This window comes from Micromonospora sp. NPDC003944, from assembly GCF_053605225.1.
The window spans coordinates 51,517-69,854 of record NZ_JBSGIV010000005.1; the positions used below are offsets into that span (position 1 = coordinate 51,517).

An 18,338-nucleotide genomic window follows, 5' to 3' on the forward strand; every position below is an offset into this window, starting at 1 on the left:
GGTGATCGTGGAGATCCTGCTGCTGGTGACCGCGCGCGCAGGGGAACCGTCGGCTGTGCTGCCGGCGCTCGACCTGCTGCCGCACTCGGTCCGTACCGCGCCGCGCGACGTCCGCACCCTGGTCGCGGGCCCCAGCCCGGACGCGGTGATGGTGGACGCCCGATCGGAGTTGAGCGAGGCCCGGGCGACCTGCCGGATGTTGCACGCCACCGGGCTGGGCGTCCCACTGGTCGCGGTGGTGACCGAGGCCGGCCTGATCGCACTCAACGCCGACTGGGGCGTCGACGACGTCATCCTCGCGTCGGCCGGCCCGGCCGAGGTCGAGGCACGGTTGCGGCTCGCGGTGGGCCGGCTCAGCAACGCCACCGCTGGTGCGGGTGGCTCGATCCGGGCCGGCGAGCTGACCATCGACCCGGACACGTACGCGGCCAAACTCAAGGGCCGCCCGCTCGACCTCACCTACAAGGAGTTCGAGCTGCTGAAGTTCCTGGCTCAGCACCCGGGCCGGGTGTTCACCCGGGACCAGCTCCTGCGCGAGGTCTGGGGCTACGACTACTTCGGCGGCACCCGCACGGTGGACGTGCACGTCCGGCGACTGCGCGCCAAGCTCGGCTCGGAGTACGAGTCGATGATCGGCACGGTCCGCCAGGTCGGCTACAAGTTCGTCGTGCCGCCGTCGCGGTCGCTTCCCGAGGCGGAGCACGCGCCCCTGCCGGTCTGATCTACGGACCACGCTTGACGATTTCCCATATGCCCTTTTTGCGCAGCTTGGCAGCTCTATTCTGACTGCCGGGTTTGTCGGAGAAAGGGGCGACGGTGCGCGCACTGACCACGGGGGCGACGGGCCGGCGTGACCGGCGAGCCGGGCGGACATCGTGATGCGGGTCGGTTCCACCGCGCGGGCCGCAGGGATCGTGACGCTTGTGCTGGCGGGGCTGCTCGGCTCCGCGTACGTGCTGGGCCGCAGCCTCGTCCCCGACCAGACACCCCGACACCCCACAGGTGTCACGACCGACGCCGACGGGCCGCACTACGCCGACCAACCGAGCGTTGCCGAGCCGAGCGGCGCCCCGAACGCCAGCGCCAGCGCGGGCCCGGCCGAGACCGGCCAGGACGGGTCCGGCCAGGACGCCGGGGGCGACAACCTGTTCGGCGCGCACTCCACCACGGGCACGCCACGGCTCGCGCTGACCTTCGACGACGGACCGGACCCGCGCTACACCCCGGAGGTCCTCGCCATCCTGCGCGAATACGACGTACGAGCCACCTTCTGTGTGGTCGGCGAGAACGCGCAGAACCACCCTGACCTGCTCCAGTCGATCGTGAACGACGGGCACACCCTGTGCAACCACTCGTGGCACCACGACGTCGGCCTGGGCGCCCGATCGGCCGACGCGATCCGCTCCGACCTCCTGCGCACCAACGCGGCGATCCGGGCGGCGGTGCCGAACGCCCCGATCGTCTGGTACCGCCAGCCGGGCGGGGCCTGGACCTACCCGGTGGTGTCGGTGGCGCGGCAACTCGGCATGACACCGCTGCACTGGTCGGTGGACCCGTCGGACTGGGAGCTGCCCGGCGCCACCAGGATCACCGCAACGGTGGTGAGTCAGGCGAAACCGGGTTCGGTGGTGCTGCTGCACGACGCGGGTGGGGACCGGCAGGGCACGGTGGAGGCGCTACGCCGGATGCTGCCCGACCTAACCGCCCGGTTCGAGCTGGAGGCACTCCCCACCGACCCGACGTGAGCCACGGCTTTACGGCGACGGTCCGAGCGTCACGAACCGCAGCGGATACGGTGGCGGGATGAGCAGCGCGGAGCCGACGAGCGACCAGGTGACCCGGAGCGACCGACTGGCGTCGGCCGAGATCGCCGACGTACTGGCCCTCGCCAGCGCCGCGGGCGACACGGACGGAGCGGACCCGCTGGACGAACACGTCCTGCTCCGACTGCGCGACTCCGGCGCCCCCGCCGTACACCTGATCGCCCGCGCCGACGACGGCACCCTCACCGGGTACGCGCACCTGGACACCACCGACCCGGTCGGCGGCATCGGCGTCGAGCTGGTGGTGCACCCCGCGTACCGGCGACGGGGCACCGGGCGGGCCCTCGCCCGGGGCGTCCTCGCCTCCGCCACCGGGCCGCTGCGGGCCTGGTCGCACGGTGACCACCCCTCGGCCGCCGCGCTCGCCGTCGACCTCGGCTTCACCCGCGCCCGGGTGCTCTGGCAGTTGCGTCGGCCGCTTGCCGCCCCACTTGGTGAGCCGCGCCTGCCCGACGGGGTGGCGCTCCGCGCGTTCCAGCCGGGCGCGGACGACGCGGCCTGGCTGGCCCTCAACGCCCGAGCCTTCGCCGAGCACCCCGAGCAGGGCCGGTGGACGTCGGACGACCTGCGGGTCCGCCTCGCCGAGCCGTGGTTCGACCCGGCGGGCTTCCTCCTCGCCGAGGAGACGGCGACCGGCCGGCTGCTCGGTTTCCACTGGACCAAGGTGCACGAGCGGCCCGGGTCGGCCCGGATCGGCGAGGTGTACGTCCTGGGGGTGGAGCCGACCGCGCACGGTGGCGGGCTCGGCCGGGCCCTGACCACGGCGGGGCTGGCACACCTGAGGGACAGGCGCGGCCTGGACCGGGTGATGCTCTACGTGGACGACTCGAACACCGGGGCCGTGGCGCTCTACGAGCGGCTGGGCTTCGCCAGGTGGTCCGCGCACATCAACTACCACCTGGGCTGACCATCGGCCGCGGCCCGACCGAGTCACCGGCGGGTAACGGCCGGACGTCGGCGAGATAACGCCTAACCGGAAATATGGCCATACTTCCGACAGGTGTACCCGGGTTCACTTAACGGACAACTCACCCTCAGCGAGCGGTCACCTCGGGGGCCGTACGTGTTCACCTTGCGTTCACTTGCGACCGGCGAACCGGCTACCTGGCACTTCTAACTTTCGTGTCAGCCGGTCAGTGCCGGTCCTCGGGCCCCGGGATCGGGGCGCCAAGTCAGACGCGAAGGGAAACCCCTCAGGTGAAGCTCCAGCGGTACGGCACTATTGCCTGCCTCGCCCTCGCCGCGACGCTCGGCCTCAGTGCATGCGGCTCGGACAACAACGAGCCCGCCACCGGCGCCAGCGCCTCGGGCTCGGCCGCCGCGGTCGACTGCGGCACCGGCACGGTCAACGCCCAGGGCTCGTCGGCGCAGAAGAACGCCATGGCCGAGTGGATCAAGGCGTACCAGCAGAAGTGCCAGGGCACCACGATCAACTACGAGGCTTCCGGTTCGGGCGCCGGCATCCAGGCGTTCATCGCCGGGACCGCCGACTTCGCCGGTTCCGACTCCGCGCTCAAGCCGGAGGAGCAGCCGCAGGCGGACGCCAAGTGCGCCGGCGGCAAGGCCATCCACCTGCCGATGGTTATCGGCCCGGTGGCCGTCGCCTACAACGTCAGCGGCGTGGACAACCTCCAGCTCAAGCCGGCCACCCTGGCGAAGATCTTCGCCGGCAAGGTCACCAAGTGGGACGACGCCACGATCAAGGCTGACAACCCGGGCGCCACGCTCCCGGCGACCACCATCCAGACCGTCCACCGTTCGGACGAGTCGGGCACCACCGACAACTTCACCAAGTACCTCTCGAAGACCGCCGAGAGCGACTGGACCCTCGGCAACGCCAAGGCGTGGAAGGCCCCGGGCGGCACCGGCGCCAAGGGCTCGGACGGCGTGGCCAGCCGGGTCAAGGGCGCGGACGGTTCCATCGGTTACATGGAGTGGTCGTTCGCCGAGAACGCCGGCCTGAAGATGTCGAAGATCGGCAACGGCAACGGCGAGTTCGCCGCGCTGACCGCCGAGGCGGCTGGCAAGACCATCGCCGGCGCTGCCATCGAGGGTCAGGGTGACGACCTCAAGCTGAAGATCGACTACAACACCAAGGAGGCCGGGGCCTACCCGATCGTCCTGGCGACGTACGAGATCGTCTGCAGCAAGGGCCTCGCGGCCGACAAGCTGAAGCTGGTCAAGGGCCTGCTCGGCCACGCCGCCAGCGCCGAGGGCCAGGCCTCTCTCACCGAGCTGGGCTACGCCCCGCTGCCGGAGACGGTCCGCACCAAGGTCGAGACCGCGGTCAAGAACCTCTCCTGACCCGACCCCACACCTCCGCAACCGAATCGAGCGAGCAGATGGGTGAAACCCCTCACCGCTCGGCCGACGCCGGCACCGGCGGGACGCGCGTGACCCAGAGTCACGAGTGGCCCGCCGGTGCCTCGGCGCGTGTGGCCGAGGCACCAGTCAGCACCCGTTCCCCGGGCGGCACCGGGCTGGGCGGCGGCGGCGCACTGCCGCGCAGCCGAAAGTTCGGCGCCGAGCGGGCCTTCCGCGGTCTCACCCTGGCCGCCGGTACCGCAGTTCTGGTCATCATCGCCGCCATCGCGATCTTCCTGGTCGCCAAGGCGGTACCGGCCCTACGCGCCAACACCGAGAACTTCTGGTCCTACGAGGGCTGGTCCCCCAACGACACCCAGCCGAAGTTCGGCATCGGTGCGCTCGCCTTCGGCACCGTGCTCAGCTCGGCGCTCGCGCTGCTCATCGCGGTGCCGGTGGCGCTCGGCATCGCGCTCTACCTGTCGCACTACGCGCCGCGCCGACTGGGCACCGCGCTCGGGTTCCTGGTCGACCTGCTGGCCGCCGTACCGAGCGTGGTCTTCGGCCTCTGGGGACGGGACGTCTTCAGCAGCCCGGTCCGGGACTTCTCCATCTGGCTGAACCAGCACTTCGGCTGGATCCCGCTCTTCGGCGGCGACGGCCCCTTCGGGGCGTCCGTCATGCTGGGTGCCCTGGTGCTCGCGATCATGGTGCTGCCGATCATCACCTCGCTCTCCCGCGAGGTGTTCCTCCAGACGCCCACCGCGAACGAGGAGGCCGCCCTCGCCCTGGGCGCCACCCGCTGGGAGATGCTCCGCACGGCGGTGCTCCCGTACGGCCGCCCCGGCATCATCGCCGCGATGATGCTCGGCCTCGGCCGGGCCCTCGGCGAGACCATCGCCCTGGCGCTGACCCTCGGCATCACCTTCGGCATCTCGTTCAACCTGATCCAGAACGGCGGCAACACCATCGCCGCCAACATCGCCAACGCGTTCGGCGAGGCGAACGAGACCGGCCGGGGCGCGCTCATCGCCTCCGGTCTGGTGCTGTTCACCATCACGCTGATCGTCAACATCACGGCGCGGGCGATCATCTACCGCCGCCGGGAGTTCACGGAGTCGGCCGCATGACCACAACCGCCACCTCCCACCGCACCCGGCCACCGGCCCAGCCCGACTCGCTGCGGGCCAGGCGGCTGCCCTGGTACGCCGCTCCGGCCATCGCCGTGGCGGCCCTGGCGCTCGCCGCCGTGGTCGTCTACGGCACCGGCATCGGCGGCCCGGTCCTCGTCGTCGTCCTCGGCGCGATCCTCTACCTGGTCGGGCTCTTCGCCGCCGCGAACGCGGTCGAGGGACGCCGGTCGGCCCGCAACCGCACCTGGAGCGCGCTGATCCACTCCGCATTCGTGCTGGCGGTGCTGCCGCTCGTCTCGGTGGTCTGGACGCTTGTCAGCAAGGGCGCCGAGCGGCTGGACGTCAACTTCTTCCAGACCTCGATGAACAACATCGGGGCCCGGGACGCCAACGGCGGCGCGTACCACGCGATCGTCGGCACGCTGGAGCAGGTCGGCATCGCCACCCTGATCACCGTCCCGCTCGGTGTCCTCTGCGCGATCTACATCGTCGAGTACGGGCGGGGCAAGTTCGCCTTCGCGATCCGCTTCTTCGTGGACGTGATGACCGGCATCCCGTCGATCGTCTCCGGCCTCTTCGTGCTGGCGTTCTGGGTGCTGATCGTGTCGCCGTGGTTCAACGACGGTCGGCCCAGCTTCTCCGGCTTCGCCGCCGCGCTCGCGCTGAGCGTGCTCATGCTGCCCACGATCGTCAGGTCCACCGAGGAGATGCTCCGCCTCGTACCGGCGCCACTGCGCGAGGGCGCGTACGCGCTCGGCGTACCCAAGTGGAAGACCATCCTGCGGGTGGTGCTGCCGACGGCGCTGCCCGGCATCGTCACCGGCGTCATGCTCGCCATCGCCCGCGCGGCCGGCGAGACCGCGCCGGTGCTGCTTGTCGCCGGCGGCGGCGCCGCCATCAACACCAACCCCTTCGAGAACAACCAGTCGTCGCTGTCCCTCTTCGTCTACCAGCAGGCCGGTGACGCGTCGAAGTACGCGCCGGCACGGGCGTGGACCGCGGCACTCACCCTGGTCGCCCTCGTACTCATCCTGACGATCGCGGCGAAGTTGCTGGCCCGTCGCAACAGGCTCAGCCGATGAACCCCGGAGGTACCACCATGGCCAAGCGCGTCTCCGCCTCGAACGTCACCGCGTACTACGGCGGCTTCAAGGCGATCGAGAACATCAACCTGACCGTCGAGCCGAAGACGGTGACCGCCCTCATCGGGCCGTCCGGCTGCGGCAAGTCGACGTTCCTGCGGTCGATCAACCGGATGCACGAGGTGCTGCCGGGGGCCCGGGTCGAGGGCAGCCTGACCATCGACGACCAGGACATCTACGACCGGGACGTGGACGTCACCGCGGTCCGGCGCACGATCGGCATGGTCTTCCAGCGCCCGAACCCGTTCCCCACCATGAGCATCTTCGAGAACGTGGTGGCCGGGCTGAAGCTCAACGGGGTCCGCAAGAAGTCGATCCTGGAGGACGCGGCCGAGAAGGCCCTGCGCGCCGCGAACCTGTGGGGCGAGGTCAAGGACCGGCTGGGCAAGCCGGGCGCCGGCCTCTCCGGCGGTCAGCAGCAGCGGCTCTGCATCGCCCGGACCATCGCGGTCGAGCCGCAGGTCGTCCTGATGGACGAGCCGTGCTCGGCCCTGGACCCGATCTCCACGCTGGCGATCGAGGACCTGATGTTCCAGCTCAAGGACAAGTTCACAATCATCATCGTGACGCACAACATGCAGCAGGCCGCGCGGGTGTCGGACCGGACCGCCTTCTTCTCGATCGAGAAGACCGGCGACCCGGGCCGGCTCATCGAGTACGACAACACCCAGAAGATCTTCAGCAACCCGAGCGTGAAGAAGACCGAGGACTACATCACCGGCCGCTTCGGCTGAGCCGAAAACGTCCGGTCACCGGCGCCCCGCCCTCCCGGCGTGGGCGCCGGTGCCATGTCCGCAACTGCATCAGCCCAGGACGAAGCGGGGCTCGCCGTCCGGTGGTAGGTCCAGACGTGGGATGACCGGGCTTGCGGCATCCCGATCAGCCGCCGCCCGTGCCACTCCGGCGAGATCGCCGGCCGCCGCCACCTGGGCCAGCGTGACAAGTGTCGGTGGCAGCATGGTCAGCTCGCCGGCCTGCGCGCGGGTCAGCGCGTCCGCCGGCCGGATCCACAGGGTGTGGTCGGCCTCGCCGGAGACGTCGCGGGTCCGTTGGCCCGCAGGCAAAAGGGCGATGAAGAAGTACGTGTCGAAGCGGCGCGGCTCGAACTCGGGAGTGACCCACCGGCTCCACGGCAGCAGCAGGTCCGACCGGAGGGTGAGCTGACGGTCGGCGAGCAGTGCGGCGAAGCCCAGCCGGCGCCCCTCCAGGTCCTGCCGGGCCGCCTCCCAGTCGTCGCCGCTGACGTCGCCCACCACGGTCTCCCGGTCCGGGCCGGCGAGCAGGACGCCTGCCTCCTCGAAGACCTCCCGGGCAGCGGCACAGACCACCGCCTGCGCGGCCTGCGGGGCCACGCCCAGCCGGTCCGCCCACTCACCAGGTGTCGGGCCAGCCCAGTCCAGGTGCGCCTCCGAGTCGGAGCGGTCCACCCCGCCGCCGGGGAAGGCGTACATCCCGCCGAAGGTCATCGCGGCGACCCGGCGGATGACGTACACCTCGAAGTCGTCGTCGGTCGGACGCAGCAGCAACACGGTGGCCGCGACCCGCGGCGTGGCCGGGGTGCCACCCTCGGCCTGGAACCGGCGGGCGTGCTCGACCAGGGCGGCCGGGGCGGCGAAGCCGGCGCTGTCGATCGTCATGCCGCGAGCCTAGTTCCCCGGGGCCGGGCCACCACCGGGCCAGACCACCGACCACGCCCTTTGCTCTGCTGCCGTTCACGCACCACCCGTGCGCACCACCCTCGGGCGCGGCCGATTACTGGCGCTTCGGCGGCAGCAGAGCAAAGGCGACGCAACAGGTGCTCGGTAGGCGAGGAGTGGGTGGGGCGGGCGACCCCGCGACCGCAGGGGTTAGCGTTCCGGCATGACTCGTTGGGGCATCCTGGCCACCGGCCACATCGCCAGCCGTTTCGCCGAAGACCTCCGGTTGGTGCCGGACGCCGAGTTGGTCGCGGTCGGTTCCCGTTCCGCGGAGAGCGCGCGGCGCTTCGCCGACACGTACGGCGCGAAGCGTGCCTACGGCTCCTGGGTGGAGCTGGCGGCCGACCCGGAGGTGGACGCGATCTACGTCGCGACCCCGCATTCCGCGCACTACGAGGCGGCGATGACCTGCCTCACCGCCGGTCGGGCGGTGTTGCTGGAGAAGCCGTTCACCCTCGACCTGGCCTCCAGCACCGAGTTGATCGACACCGCCCGCGCCGCCGGGGTCTTCCTGATGGAGGCCATGTGGATGCGACTGAATCCGATGATCCTGCGGGTGGTCGAGCTGATCGGGGGAGGGGCGATCGGCACGGTCACCGGCGTCCGGGCCGACTTCGGGGTGGCCGGGCCGTTCCCGCCGGAGCATCGGATGCGCAACCCGGCGTTGGGCGGGGGCGCCCTGCTCGACCTGGGGATCTACCCGATCAGCCTGGCTCACCTGCTGCTCGGGGTGCCGCAGCACGTGCGCTCGTGGGCGCAGCTCGGGCCGGAGGGCACGGACGAGAACACCGGCATCCTCTTCGGGTACGACAGCGGCGCGCTCGCGACCCTGAGCTGTGGCATGGTCGGAGCGAGTGAGCTGTCCGCGTCGATCGTCGGCAGCACCGGCCGGATCGACCTGCCGGAGCCGTTCTTCCGGCCGGGTTCGGTGACTCTGCACCGGGCCGGCGCGGAGCCGGAGACGATCACCACCGAGGAGGCCGGCAACGGCTACCAGTACGAGGCGATCGAGGTGCAGCGCTGCCTGGCCGCCGGGCTGACCGAGAGCCCGGTGGTGCCGCACTCGACGACCCTCGAGGTGATGGCCCTGCTGGACACGGTCCGCGAACAGATCGGCGTGCGGTACGAGTGAACGACGGAGGCCCCCGGGTGACCGGGGGCCTCCGACTTCGAGCGGAACGGGCTCAGCCGAAGAGCGGCCGGACCAGCAGGTACATGATGCACGCGATCAGGGCGGCTGCCGGGAACGTGATGATCCAGGCGAGCACGATGTTGCCGGCCACGTTCCAGCGAACCGCGGAGAGCCGTTTGGTCGCGCCCACGCCCATGATCGCCGAGGTGATCGTGTGGGTGGTGGAGATCGGCGCCTTCAGCACCAGGGCGTTGAAGTAGAGCACCGCGCTGGCGACGGTCTCGGCGGCGAAGCCCTCCGGCGGCCCCAGGTCGATGATCTTGCGGCCGAGGGTCCGGATGATCCGCCAACCACCGGCGTACGTGCCGAGGGCCAGCATCGTCGCCGAGGTCCAGAACACCCATCCGGGGATGTGCGTCTTGCTCTCCTGGAAACCGCCGGTGTAGAGCGCCAGCACCACGATGCCCATGGTCTTGGCGGCGTCCTGCATGCCGTGACCGATCGACATGGCTGCCGCCGAGGCGGTCTGCGCCCAGCGGAAGCCCCGGTTGAGCTTGCCCGGCTGCCCCTTCCGGAACAGCCACAGGATGGCAAGCATCAGCAGGTAGCCGAGGGTGAGGCCGACGATCGGCGACAACACCATCGGCAGCAGCACCTTCTCGCCGATGTTGCCCCACTGCACGATGCCGCCGGTGGACAGCAGGGTCGCGCCGACCAGACCGCCGAAGAGAGCGTGCGAGGACGACGAGGGCAGACCGAAGTACCAGGTGATCAGGTTCCAGGCGATCGCTCCGAGCACCCCGGCGAAGACCACCCCGAGGCTGTTGATCCCGGTGGGGAGGGTGACCAGACCGTCACCGACGGTCTTGGCGACGCCGGCGCCGAAGTGGGCGCCGATGAAGTTGCCGACCGCGGCGAGCGCCAGGGCGATCCGGGGTGTCAGCGCCCGGGTGGAGACGCTTGTGGCGATCGCGTTGGCAGCGTCGTGGAAGCCGTTGGTGTAGTCGAACGCCAGGGCCACCGCGATCACCGCCAGCACGGCGATGAGTTCAGGGGACACCGGCTCAGGACTCCTTGACGGCGATGGTCTCGACGGTGTTGGCCACGTGCTCGAAGGCGTCGCAGGCGGCCTCCAGCTCGTCGGCGACCTCCTTCATCTTCAGCACCGTCAACGCGTCGTACTCACCCGAGAAGAGACGGACGAGCAGCTGCCGGTTGATCCGGTCGCCCTCGTTCTCCAGCCGGTTGCACTCGATCCAGTAGTCCTCGAGATCCTTCATCGACTTCAGCCGGGGCATCGCGTCGGCGGTCAGCTTGGCCTGCTGGTCGAGCACGTTGACCATCTCGTGCAGCTCGCGGGGCAGCGCCGGAAGCTCGGTCAACCCGTACAGGTAGAGCAGGTCGCCGACCGCCTCGAGGTGGTCCATCACGTCGTCGAGCAGCGAGCCGAGCCGGTAGATGTCCTCCCGGTCGAACGGCGTGATGAAGGTCGAGTTGATCTTCTTGTACAGATCGTGGGTGATCTGGTCGCTGTCGTGCTCGACCTCGGTCAGCCGCTCGCTGACGGACTGCACGTCCACACCCGGCAGGGCCAGCTCGTTGAGCAGCGTGGTGCCCCGGACCAGGTTCTGCGCGGCCCTGGTGAAGAGCTCGTAGAAGGCGCCCTCGGTGGGGCGGAAGGAAAACTTCACAGCACAGACCTCGTCGCGTCGGTGGAAGGGTGGCGGTGCCCAACGGGTGCCCGCTCGGTGAATGCTAGGAAACGACGGAACTGGGAATTCGCCGGCCCACCCCTGGCCAGGCGTCATTCACCGCTCGTTTACCTACTGTTCATCTCGGCTGCCCCACCCGCACCCGGTCCCCCAGCCAGGAGCCGTTTCCGCTCCCGTGCAACGTCGAAATCGGCTGCCGGATACCCGAGGTCTAGCGTGTCGAACGTCTCACGCAGCAGGTGCGCGACCGCCCAGTCCCGGTACCACTTGCGGTCCGCCGGCACGACAAACCAGGGCGCGGCGTCCGTGTCGCACCGGCTCAGGGCCTCGGCGTACGCGGCCTGGTAGTCGTCCCAGTGCCCTCGGGAGTCGATGTCGGACGGGTTGTACTTCCAGTGCTTACGCGGGTCGGTGAGGCGGTCCAGCAGGCGCTTGCCCTGCTCGGCGTACGAGATGTGCAACATGACCTTCACCAGGGTCATTCCACCCTCGGCGAGCTCCCGCTCGAACGAGTTGATCTGGTCATAGCGGGCTCGCCAGGTCGTCTCCGGCACCAGCGCGCCGACCCGGGCGATCAACACGTCCTCGTAGTGCGAACGGTTGAACATCCCCACGTACCCCGCCGGCGGCAGCTCCCGCCGGATCCGCCAGAGGAAGTCGTGCCGCAGCTCCTGGCGGGTCGGCGGCCCGAACGAGCGGATGTGCAGACCCAGCGGGTTCATCGCGCCGGCCACCCGCTTGATCGTGCCGTCCTTGCCGCCGCAGTCCATCGCCTGGAGCACCAGCAGCACCCGGTGCGCCGGCCGCTCCGACCCGGTCTTGGCCATCGCGAAGAGCATCTCCTGCTGCCGGCCCAACTCCGCGCCGACCAGCTCCACCTGCCCCCGCGCCCAGGTCTTCCGGTGCTCGCCGCGGCCCGCCGGCCCGGGCAGGCCGGGCGTGGACCGCGGGTCGATCGCGCCGAGGTCCACCGGCGCGGTGACCCGCAGGAGGTCCCGCACCGAGCCACCGTCCGGTGCCACGATCTGCCCTTGCTGGGGTGCGCTCATGCACGGATCATCGCCCAACCGCCGCCTCTCCGCCCGCCGAGAGGACCTTCGACCCCCGGCCTGCCAACCGGCGCTCCCCGATCTCCACCCACGGCAGGGCCGCCCGGGGCTGCCGGCCCGCCCACTCGGCGGGAGGATGTGGAGCGGAACGCCGACCGGGAGTGGGGTGGTGGGTCGTGCGGGAGTTGGCGACGGAGTTCGAGGCCGAGCGGGGCCGGCTGCTCGCGGTGGCCCACCGGATGCTCGGCAGCCGCAGTGAGGCGGAGGACGCGGTGCAGGAGACCTGGCTGCGCTACGCCGGGGCGCTGGCCCGACCGGCGGCCCGCGCCGAGATCCGTGACCTCTCCGCGTGGCTGACCACGACCTGCGCCCGGATCTGCCTGGACGTGCTCCGCTCGGCCCGGGTCCGCCGGGAGGCGTACCCGGGGCAGTGGCTGCCGGAGCCGGTGGTGAGGCCGTTGGGCGGCCTTCCGCTGGCCGACGGGTACGCTCCCGACCCGGCCGAACGGGCCGTCCGCACCGATCAGGTCGGCACCGCGCTGCTGGTGGTGCTGGAGCGGCTCGCGCCGGAGCAACGGGTCGCCCTCGTGCTGCACGACGTGTTCGCGCTGCCGTTCGCCCGGGTCGCGGCGGTGCTCGGCACCACCGAGGCGGCCGCCCGGCAACTCGCCTCGCGGGCCCGCCGGGCGGTCAGCGCACCGGACGTACCTCGGCACACCGCCGGCCCGGCCGAGCAGCGCCGGGTGCTCAAGGCGTTCGTCGCCGCCACCGAGTCCGGCGAGTTGGACCAACTGCTCCAGGTGCTCGCGCCGGAGGTGGTCTTCGTCGGCGACTCGGGCGGGCACTTCCCCGCGGCCCGTCGGCCGGTGCTCGGCGCGGACGCCGTTGCTCGCCTCACGCTCAGCCTGTTCGGCCGGACCGGCCGCTACGCCGACCGGGTGCTGGCTCGGCCCGTGCTCGTCGACGGCGCGCTCGGCCTGCACATGGAGACGGCGCACACCGACGGGCGGCCGATCCGCCTGGTCACCGCGTTCGCGGTGGACCAGGGCCGGATCACCGCCATCTACAACCAACTCAACCCGGAGAAGCTGACCGACCTGCCGCCGCTCGACGGCGACGACGGCTGGCCACCGCGCTGGTGAGGCGGCCCGACCGGGCGTGCGGCGTCAGACCACCAGGGCCAACCACTTGCGGTACGCGGTGGCGAACGGTTCGGTGCCGTCGCCCAGAGCCCCGAACAGCCGCTGTGCCGCGGCCTCGGCCTCGACCACCACGTCGTCCGGGTAGCCGAACCGGGCCCGGTGCTCGGCGAACTCGTCCTCGTCGAGCAGTTCCACCAGGCCGGTGGCCCGACGCCTGACGACGTCCAGGTCCAGGTCGATCAGCTGGACGGTGTCGTCGGACTCCCAGCGGGCCGGCGTCGTGATGTCGCAGTAGACCTCGCTGGTGCGTGGCGGTGGGTTGAACATGGCCGTCCACCAGGCGCGATGAGGCACCAGCAGCACGAATGGGATCTTCTCCACCGAGGGTCGGCCGTGGTAGACCGACTCGGTGCCCTCGGGCACGCCGAGCCAGATGCCGAGATCGTCCTCGGTGAGCCGGCGGGCCGGGTAGTCGCGGTGGGCGCTGCCGTCGTACTTGCGGTAGATCACGCGGACCATGTCGCTCGGCATGATTCGCACCCTAACCGATACTGCCCAACGCGTCGTAGCGCGGCCGTAACCGGACGGGGTCGTCCAGCCGACGCGTCTGGTCGGCAGCACGCCACGCGGCGGATGGGCGCGGCCGGTGTCGGCGGCGCCGGGTACCGTCGCACGGTGACTCCGCCCCGCACCGCCACCGGTTCCGCCACCCCGTCGGCCCGCGCGAAGGGCCGGCGGCGGGGTGCCCGGCCCAGCGGCACGGAACTGCTGGCGGCGGCGGTCGGCGCGGTGCCCGGCGGCGCGGAACGCCCCGGCCAGCTACAGATGACCACTGCCATCGAGGACTGCGTGGCCGGCGGCGAGCACCTGCTCGTGCAGGCGGGCACCGGCACCGGCAAGTCACTGGCCTACCTCGCGCCGGCGCTCACTGTGGACGGCCCGGTGGTGGTCTCCACCGCCACCCTGGCGTTGCAGTCCCAGTTGGTCGACCACGACCTGCCCCGGCTCGCCGACGCGGTCGAGCCGGTGCTCGGCCGTCGGCCGACCTTCGCCGTGCTCAAGGGCCGCCACCACTACCTCTGCCTCGCCCGACTTGACAACTCCACCGAGGAGGAGCCGGAGGACACCCTCTTCGACGCCCCTGCGGCACGTCCCGGCGGCGGAACGAAGTGGCTCGGTGAGGCGGGCCGGTTGGGCAAGCAGGTCGAGCGGCTGCGCGACTGGGCCGAGAAGACCGCCACCGGCGACCGGGACGAGCTGGACCCAGGCGTCGACGACCAGGCCTGGCGGCTGGTGTCGATGCCGGCGCGCGAGTGCGTCGGCGCGACCCGTTGCCCGTTCGGGCAGGAGTGCTTCGCCGAGGCGTCCCGGGCCCGCGCCCGGGAGGCCGACATCGTGGTGACCAACCACAGCCTGCTCGCCGTCGACATGCTCGCCGACCGGCACATCGTGCCACCGCACAAGCTGCTCATCGTCGACGAGGCGCACGAGCTGGCCGACCGGGTCTCCTCGGCGGCGCAGGCCGAGCTGGTGCCGGAGCTGATCGACCGGACCACCCGGCGGGCCCGCACGCTGCTGCGCCCGGAGACCGCCGAGGCGCTCACCGCCGCCGGCGACGCCCTCGCGGTCGGGCTGGCCGAGGCGCCGGCCGGGCGGATAACCGCAGGGTTGCCGACGCCACTGCGGGAGGCGTGCACCCTGCTCGACGCCGCGACCCGCACCGCCCTGGACGCGATCGGCGACATCAAGGCCGACGACCCCGACCCGGTCCGCAAGCAGCAGGCCAAGGCCGCCCTGGACGAGCTCTCCACCACCGCGCAGCGGCTGCTGGAGGAGGCCGACCACGACGTGGCGTGGGTGGAGAAGAACGACAGCGGCAGCCGCCGGGCGCTTGTCGTAGCGCCCCTCTCGGTCGCCGGCACCCTCGCCACCCACCTGTACGACGAGCGCACAGTCGTCGCCACCTCGGCGACCCTGGCGCTCGGCGGCCGGTTCGACACGGTCGCCCGCGCCCTCGGGCTGGACGCGCCACCGCCCGCACCGCCCACCCCCGCCGCAGCCGCGCTGGCCGCCCGCACCGCCCCCGGCCGTCCGGCCGCCGAAGCGCCGGGCCGCCGCCTCGCCGGCGAGGTCACCCCGAACGCCGTGGTACCGGCCACCGAAGGCCCCGGGTGGCGGTCACTCGACGTCGGGTCGCCGTTCGACTACGCCCGGCAGGGCATCCTGTACGTCGCCGCGCACCTCCCCCGCCCCAGCGTCTCGGGGCTGCCCGAGGCTGCCGGAGAGGAGTTGCTCGGGCTGGTCGAAGCGCTCGGTGGTCGTACTCTCGGGCTCTTCTCCTCCCGGCGGGCCGCGCAGCAGGCGGCGGAGCTGTTGCGCGCGCGGACCGACCTGCCGGTGTTGCTCCAGGGCGAGGAGGCGCTGCCGCTGCTGGTACGTCGCTTCCGCGAGGAGCGCGCCAGCTGCCTGTTCGGGGTGATGTCGCTCTGGCAGGGGGTGGACGTGCCGGGCGACGCCTGCCAGCTCGTCGTCATCGACCGGTTGCCCTTCCCTCGCCCGGACGAACCGCTGGCGGCGGCCCGGGCGGCGGCGGTCGACGCGGGTGGTGGCTCCGGCTTCGCGGCGGTAAGCGTGCCGATCGCGGCGGTACGGCTGGCGCAGGGCGTGGGCCGGCTGATCCGGGCGACCGGCGACAAGGGTGTGGTCGCGGTGCTCGACTCGCGACTGGAGACGGCTCGCGGCTACGGGCCGTTCCTGCGCCGGTCGCTGCCCCCGTTCTGGTACACCACGCGCCCCGAGGTGGCCCGCGGCGCCCTGGAACGCCTCGCCAAGTCCTGACGCCCATCCCCGCCGCGCCGCCGTCGCGGGCCCCGCCACGCGGCAAGATCGCGCTGCAACGTGGAAAGAGTGGCCTCCCTGCTGCGGGAGGCCACTCTTTCCACGTTCGTGCGTGATCAAGCCGGTCTGCGGGGCGCCCGAGCCCGAGCGGGGCGGGTCTACGGGGCCTGGGCGGCGACGACCACGGCGTCGGGTGGGGTGTCCGGGACCCGTCGGGCGGCAAGCCGGCGGATCGCGGTGTTCAGCACCGCGATGAGCGGCACCGAGACCAGCGCGCCGGTGATGCCGGCGAGTACGACACCGGCCGCGATACCGATGATCACCGCGAGCGGGTGCAGTGCGACCGCCCGGCCCATGATCAGCGGTTGCAGGATGTGACCCTCCACCTGCTGCACGACGATCACCGCAGCCAGGATGATCAACGCGGTGACCGGGCCGCTGTCGACGAGGGCCACCAACACCGCCACGCCGCCGGAAAGCGCCGCACCGACGATCGGAATGAACGCGCCGAGGAAGACCAACGCGGCAAGCGGGAAGGCGAACGGGATGTCGAAGGCGACCAGGAAGATGCCGATGCCGACCGCGTCGATGAAGGCGACGAGCACTGTCGCGCGGACGTAGGCGACAAGCGTCTGCCAGGAGGCGCGGCCCGCGTCGTCGACCTTCCACCGGGCGGCCACCGGCAGCAGCCGGACCAGGAAGCGCCAGATCCGGTTGCCGTCACGCAGGAAGAAGAAGGTCGCGAAGAGCACCAGCAGCGTGCCGGTCAGCACCTCGGCAAGCGTCGCGGCGGTGCTCAGCGCGCCGCTGGTGAACCTCGAGGTGTTGTTGTTGATCCAGGCCTGCGCCTCGTCGATGTAGCGGTCGAGTTGGGTGTCCGAAAGATGCAGTGGGCCTGTCTTCAGCCAATTCTGGATCTGCCGGACGCCCTCCGACGACTTCTCGCTCAGCTCCGGTACGCCGCGGATGAACTCGTTGACCACGAGCGTCAGCGTGCCGATCACCGCGGCCAGACCGCCGACAAGCACCACCGCCGTCGCCAGCGACCGGGGGAACCGGACCCGCAGCAACCAGCCCACCGCCGGGGCGAGCAGCGCGGAGAGCAGCAACGCGATGGCCAGCGGAATGATCACGATCTTGACCGTGCCGACGATCCGCAGCAGCGCCCAGGCCACCACGCCGATCACGATCAGTCGCCAACACCACGCGGCGGCGATCCGCAGCCCGTGCGGAACGTCGGCGTCGTCCCGACTGGAGGTGGAGCTGTGCAGGTCCACCGGCGGTTCCGCGCCGTAGACTGCGGCGCTCGACGGCGCGGTCGGCCCCGGCACGGTCGGCGACGCCACCCGGGCAGCCTCCGACGCGTCGTCAAGCGCATCGGACGAGGCGCCCTCGTCGGCGCGCGCCGACTCCTGTCGTGACTGGTAGGCGCGGCGAAGCCGCCCGCGTACCCGCTCGAAGCGGCTCAAGCGCACCTCCTGGCAGAAGAACCCGGCCCGCCAACGGCGACAGGTCGGACAGCATACGTCCGTTCCCGACACCGTAGGGCAGTTCAGCCACACATTGCCCCGACCACCTCCGGCGTAACCACCGGCGGGCCACCGTCGGCCACACGGTAGCGTCTGCGGCGTGACCGCCGACAACGATCTCGACGCCGGCCTGCCGATCCGCCTGCTGCACGACCGCGTGCTGGTGCGGATGGAGGGCAGCGAGGGCGAACGCCGCTCCACCGCCGGCATCGTCATTCCGGCGACCGCAGCGGTCGGCAAGCGCCTCGCCTGGGCCACCGCGGTCGGGGTCGGGCCGAACGTCCGCGCCATCGTCTCCGGCGACCGGGTGCTCTTCGACCCCGACGACCGCTCCGAGGTCGAGCTGCACGGCCGCGGTTACGTGCTGCTGCGGGAGCGGGACGTGCACGCCGTGGCCGCCGAGCGGATCGAGAACGACTCGACCGGCCTCTACCTCTGACGCACCTCCCCCGGCCACCAGGCCCCGTCGCGCACCGTTTGCCCGGCCGTACGACGGGAAGCCATCCGGCGACCGTGGCCCTGGGGAGGGACGATGCCGGTATTCGTAAAGAAGCTCTTGACCTGGGGCAGTGTCGCGTTCCTGATCTACTTCATGGCCTTCCGGCCGGACGGTGCCGCGCAGATGTTCAGGGCGATCGGAGCCGCGCTCATCGCGATGTTCCAGGGCCTAGGTGACTTCCTAACCTCACTGATGACCTGACACCAAACCCCGCCCCGCCTTCGCCCTGCCCTGTCCTGCCGCGGCCCCTGCCCCACCCCGTCGATCTTGGACTTGTGATGGGCGACAAAGTCCACAAGTAGCCCCAAACCAGGCACCCCAACTCCTTGATCGACCCG

General features: G+C 71.3%; 18 protein-coding genes. 12 read left to right on the forward strand and 6 right to left on the reverse strand.

Annotation, left to right across the window (positions count from 1 at the left end; genetic code table 11):
- Window position 1 precedes the first annotated feature (1 nt).
- The 7 genes from ACWER9_RS03915 to pstB all read left to right on the forward strand — a co-directional run bounded on the left by ACWER9_RS03915 (window position 2) and on the right by pstB (window position 7,136).
- Window positions 2–721: a winged helix-turn-helix transcriptional regulator gene (locus ACWER9_RS03915; RefSeq protein ID WP_181518701.1), complete on the forward strand. Its 720-nt coding sequence runs from the start codon at window positions 2–4 to the stop codon at window positions 719–721.
- Window positions 722–878: 157 nt separating this feature from the next.
- A complete protein-coding gene (locus ACWER9_RS03920) occupies window positions 879–1,745 on the forward strand; it encodes a polysaccharide deacetylase family protein (protein WP_452300346.1) in 867 nt (288 codons plus the stop codon).
- A 58-nt stretch (window positions 1,746–1,803) separates the two neighbouring features.
- Window positions 1,804–2,730, forward strand: a complete 927-nt coding sequence (gene mshD, locus ACWER9_RS03925; protein ID WP_452300347.1) for a mycothiol synthase — start codon at window positions 1,804–1,806, stop codon at window positions 2,728–2,730.
- 290 nt (window positions 2,731–3,020) lie between these two features.
- Complete coding sequence (gene pstS / locus ACWER9_RS03930) at window positions 3,021–4,127, forward strand: phosphate ABC transporter substrate-binding protein PstS (protein WP_452300348.1); 1,107 nt, start codon at window positions 3,021–3,023, stop codon at window positions 4,125–4,127.
- Between the two features lie 38 nt (window positions 4,128–4,165).
- Window positions 4,166–5,257, forward strand: coding sequence for a phosphate ABC transporter permease subunit PstC (pstC, locus tag ACWER9_RS03935; RefSeq protein ID WP_452300349.1), 1,092 nt, complete (start codon window positions 4,166–4,168; stop codon window positions 5,255–5,257).
- A complete protein-coding gene (gene pstA / locus ACWER9_RS03940; protein ID WP_452300350.1) occupies window positions 5,254–6,342 on the forward strand; it encodes a phosphate ABC transporter permease PstA in 1,089 nt (362 codons plus the stop codon). The genes pstC and pstA overlap by 4 nt, the downstream gene beginning before the upstream one ends.
- Window positions 6,343–6,359: 17 nt before the next feature.
- The gene (pstB, locus tag ACWER9_RS03945) at window positions 6,360–7,136 is read left to right on the forward strand and encodes a phosphate ABC transporter ATP-binding protein PstB (protein WP_112584183.1); all 777 of its coding nucleotides are present in this window, start codon (window positions 6,360–6,362) and stop codon (window positions 7,134–7,136) included.
- 69 nt (window positions 7,137–7,205) lie between these two features.
- Here pstB and ACWER9_RS03950 read toward each other — a convergent pair whose 3' ends face one another.
- Entirely contained in the window at window positions 7,206–8,039 is an 834-nt protein-coding gene (locus ACWER9_RS03950) for an NUDIX hydrolase (protein ID WP_452300351.1), read from the reverse strand.
- Between the two features lie 223 nt (window positions 8,040–8,262).
- Between ACWER9_RS03950 and ACWER9_RS03955 the strand changes: the two genes are divergently transcribed.
- Complete coding sequence (locus ACWER9_RS03955; protein WP_452300352.1) at window positions 8,263–9,231, forward strand: Gfo/Idh/MocA family protein; 969 nt, start codon at window positions 8,263–8,265, stop codon at window positions 9,229–9,231.
- A 52-nt stretch (window positions 9,232–9,283) separates the two neighbouring features.
- Here ACWER9_RS03955 and ACWER9_RS03960 read toward each other — a convergent pair whose 3' ends face one another.
- The 3 genes from ACWER9_RS03960 to ACWER9_RS03970 all read right to left on the reverse strand — a co-directional run bounded on the left by ACWER9_RS03960 (window position 9,284) and on the right by ACWER9_RS03970 (window position 11,992).
- Window positions 9,284–10,291, reverse strand: coding sequence for an anion permease (locus tag ACWER9_RS03960; protein ID WP_452300353.1), 1,008 nt, complete (start codon window positions 10,289–10,291; stop codon window positions 9,284–9,286).
- A 4-nt stretch (window positions 10,292–10,295) separates the two neighbouring features.
- Window positions 10,296–10,922 (reverse strand): DUF47 domain-containing protein, encoded by a 627-nt coding sequence (locus ACWER9_RS03965; protein WP_357351199.1) that lies wholly within the window; start codon window positions 10,920–10,922, stop codon window positions 10,296–10,298.
- A 128-nt stretch (window positions 10,923–11,050) separates the two neighbouring features.
- Window positions 11,051–11,992 (reverse strand): PPK2 family polyphosphate kinase, encoded by a 942-nt coding sequence (locus tag ACWER9_RS03970; RefSeq protein WP_452300354.1) that lies wholly within the window; start codon window positions 11,990–11,992, stop codon window positions 11,051–11,053.
- Between the two features lie 176 nt (window positions 11,993–12,168).
- Here ACWER9_RS03970 and sigJ point away from each other — a divergent pair, with 176 nt between their 5' ends.
- Window positions 12,169–13,134 carry an RNA polymerase sigma factor SigJ gene (sigJ, locus tag ACWER9_RS03975; RefSeq protein WP_452300355.1) on the forward strand — a complete coding sequence of 322 codons (966 nt, stop codon included), beginning with the start codon at window positions 12,169–12,171 and terminating at the stop codon, window positions 13,132–13,134.
- 24 nt (window positions 13,135–13,158) lie between these two features.
- Here the strand turns inward: sigJ and ACWER9_RS03980 are convergent, their stop codons facing one another.
- Entirely contained in the window at window positions 13,159–13,665 is a 507-nt protein-coding gene (locus ACWER9_RS03980; RefSeq protein ID WP_452300356.1) for a DUF402 domain-containing protein, read from the reverse strand.
- A gap of 102 nt (window positions 13,666–13,767) precedes the next feature.
- On the opposite strand from ACWER9_RS03980, the gene ACWER9_RS03985 reads away from it, so the two are divergent.
- Window positions 13,768–15,972 (forward strand): ATP-dependent DNA helicase, encoded by a 2,205-nt coding sequence (locus tag ACWER9_RS03985; RefSeq protein WP_452300357.1) that lies wholly within the window; start codon window positions 13,768–13,770, stop codon window positions 15,970–15,972.
- 158 nt (window positions 15,973–16,130) lie between these two features.
- Here ACWER9_RS03985 and ACWER9_RS03990 read toward each other — a convergent pair whose 3' ends face one another.
- Complete coding sequence (locus tag ACWER9_RS03990) at window positions 16,131–17,441, reverse strand: AI-2E family transporter (protein WP_452300358.1); 1,311 nt, start codon at window positions 17,439–17,441, stop codon at window positions 16,131–16,133.
- A gap of 160 nt (window positions 17,442–17,601) precedes the next feature.
- Between ACWER9_RS03990 and ACWER9_RS03995 the strand changes: the two genes are divergently transcribed.
- Together ACWER9_RS03995 and ACWER9_RS04000 are read left to right on the forward strand one after the other, a co-directional pair.
- Window positions 17,602–17,940 carry a GroES family chaperonin gene (locus tag ACWER9_RS03995; RefSeq protein WP_030327790.1) on the forward strand — a complete coding sequence of 113 codons (339 nt, stop codon included), beginning with the start codon at window positions 17,602–17,604 and terminating at the stop codon, window positions 17,938–17,940.
- 93 nt (window positions 17,941–18,033) lie between these two features.
- The gene (locus ACWER9_RS04000; protein WP_167337262.1) at window positions 18,034–18,201 is read left to right on the forward strand and encodes a hypothetical protein; all 168 of its coding nucleotides are present in this window, start codon (window positions 18,034–18,036) and stop codon (window positions 18,199–18,201) included.
- Window positions 18,202–18,338 lie beyond the last annotated feature (137 nt).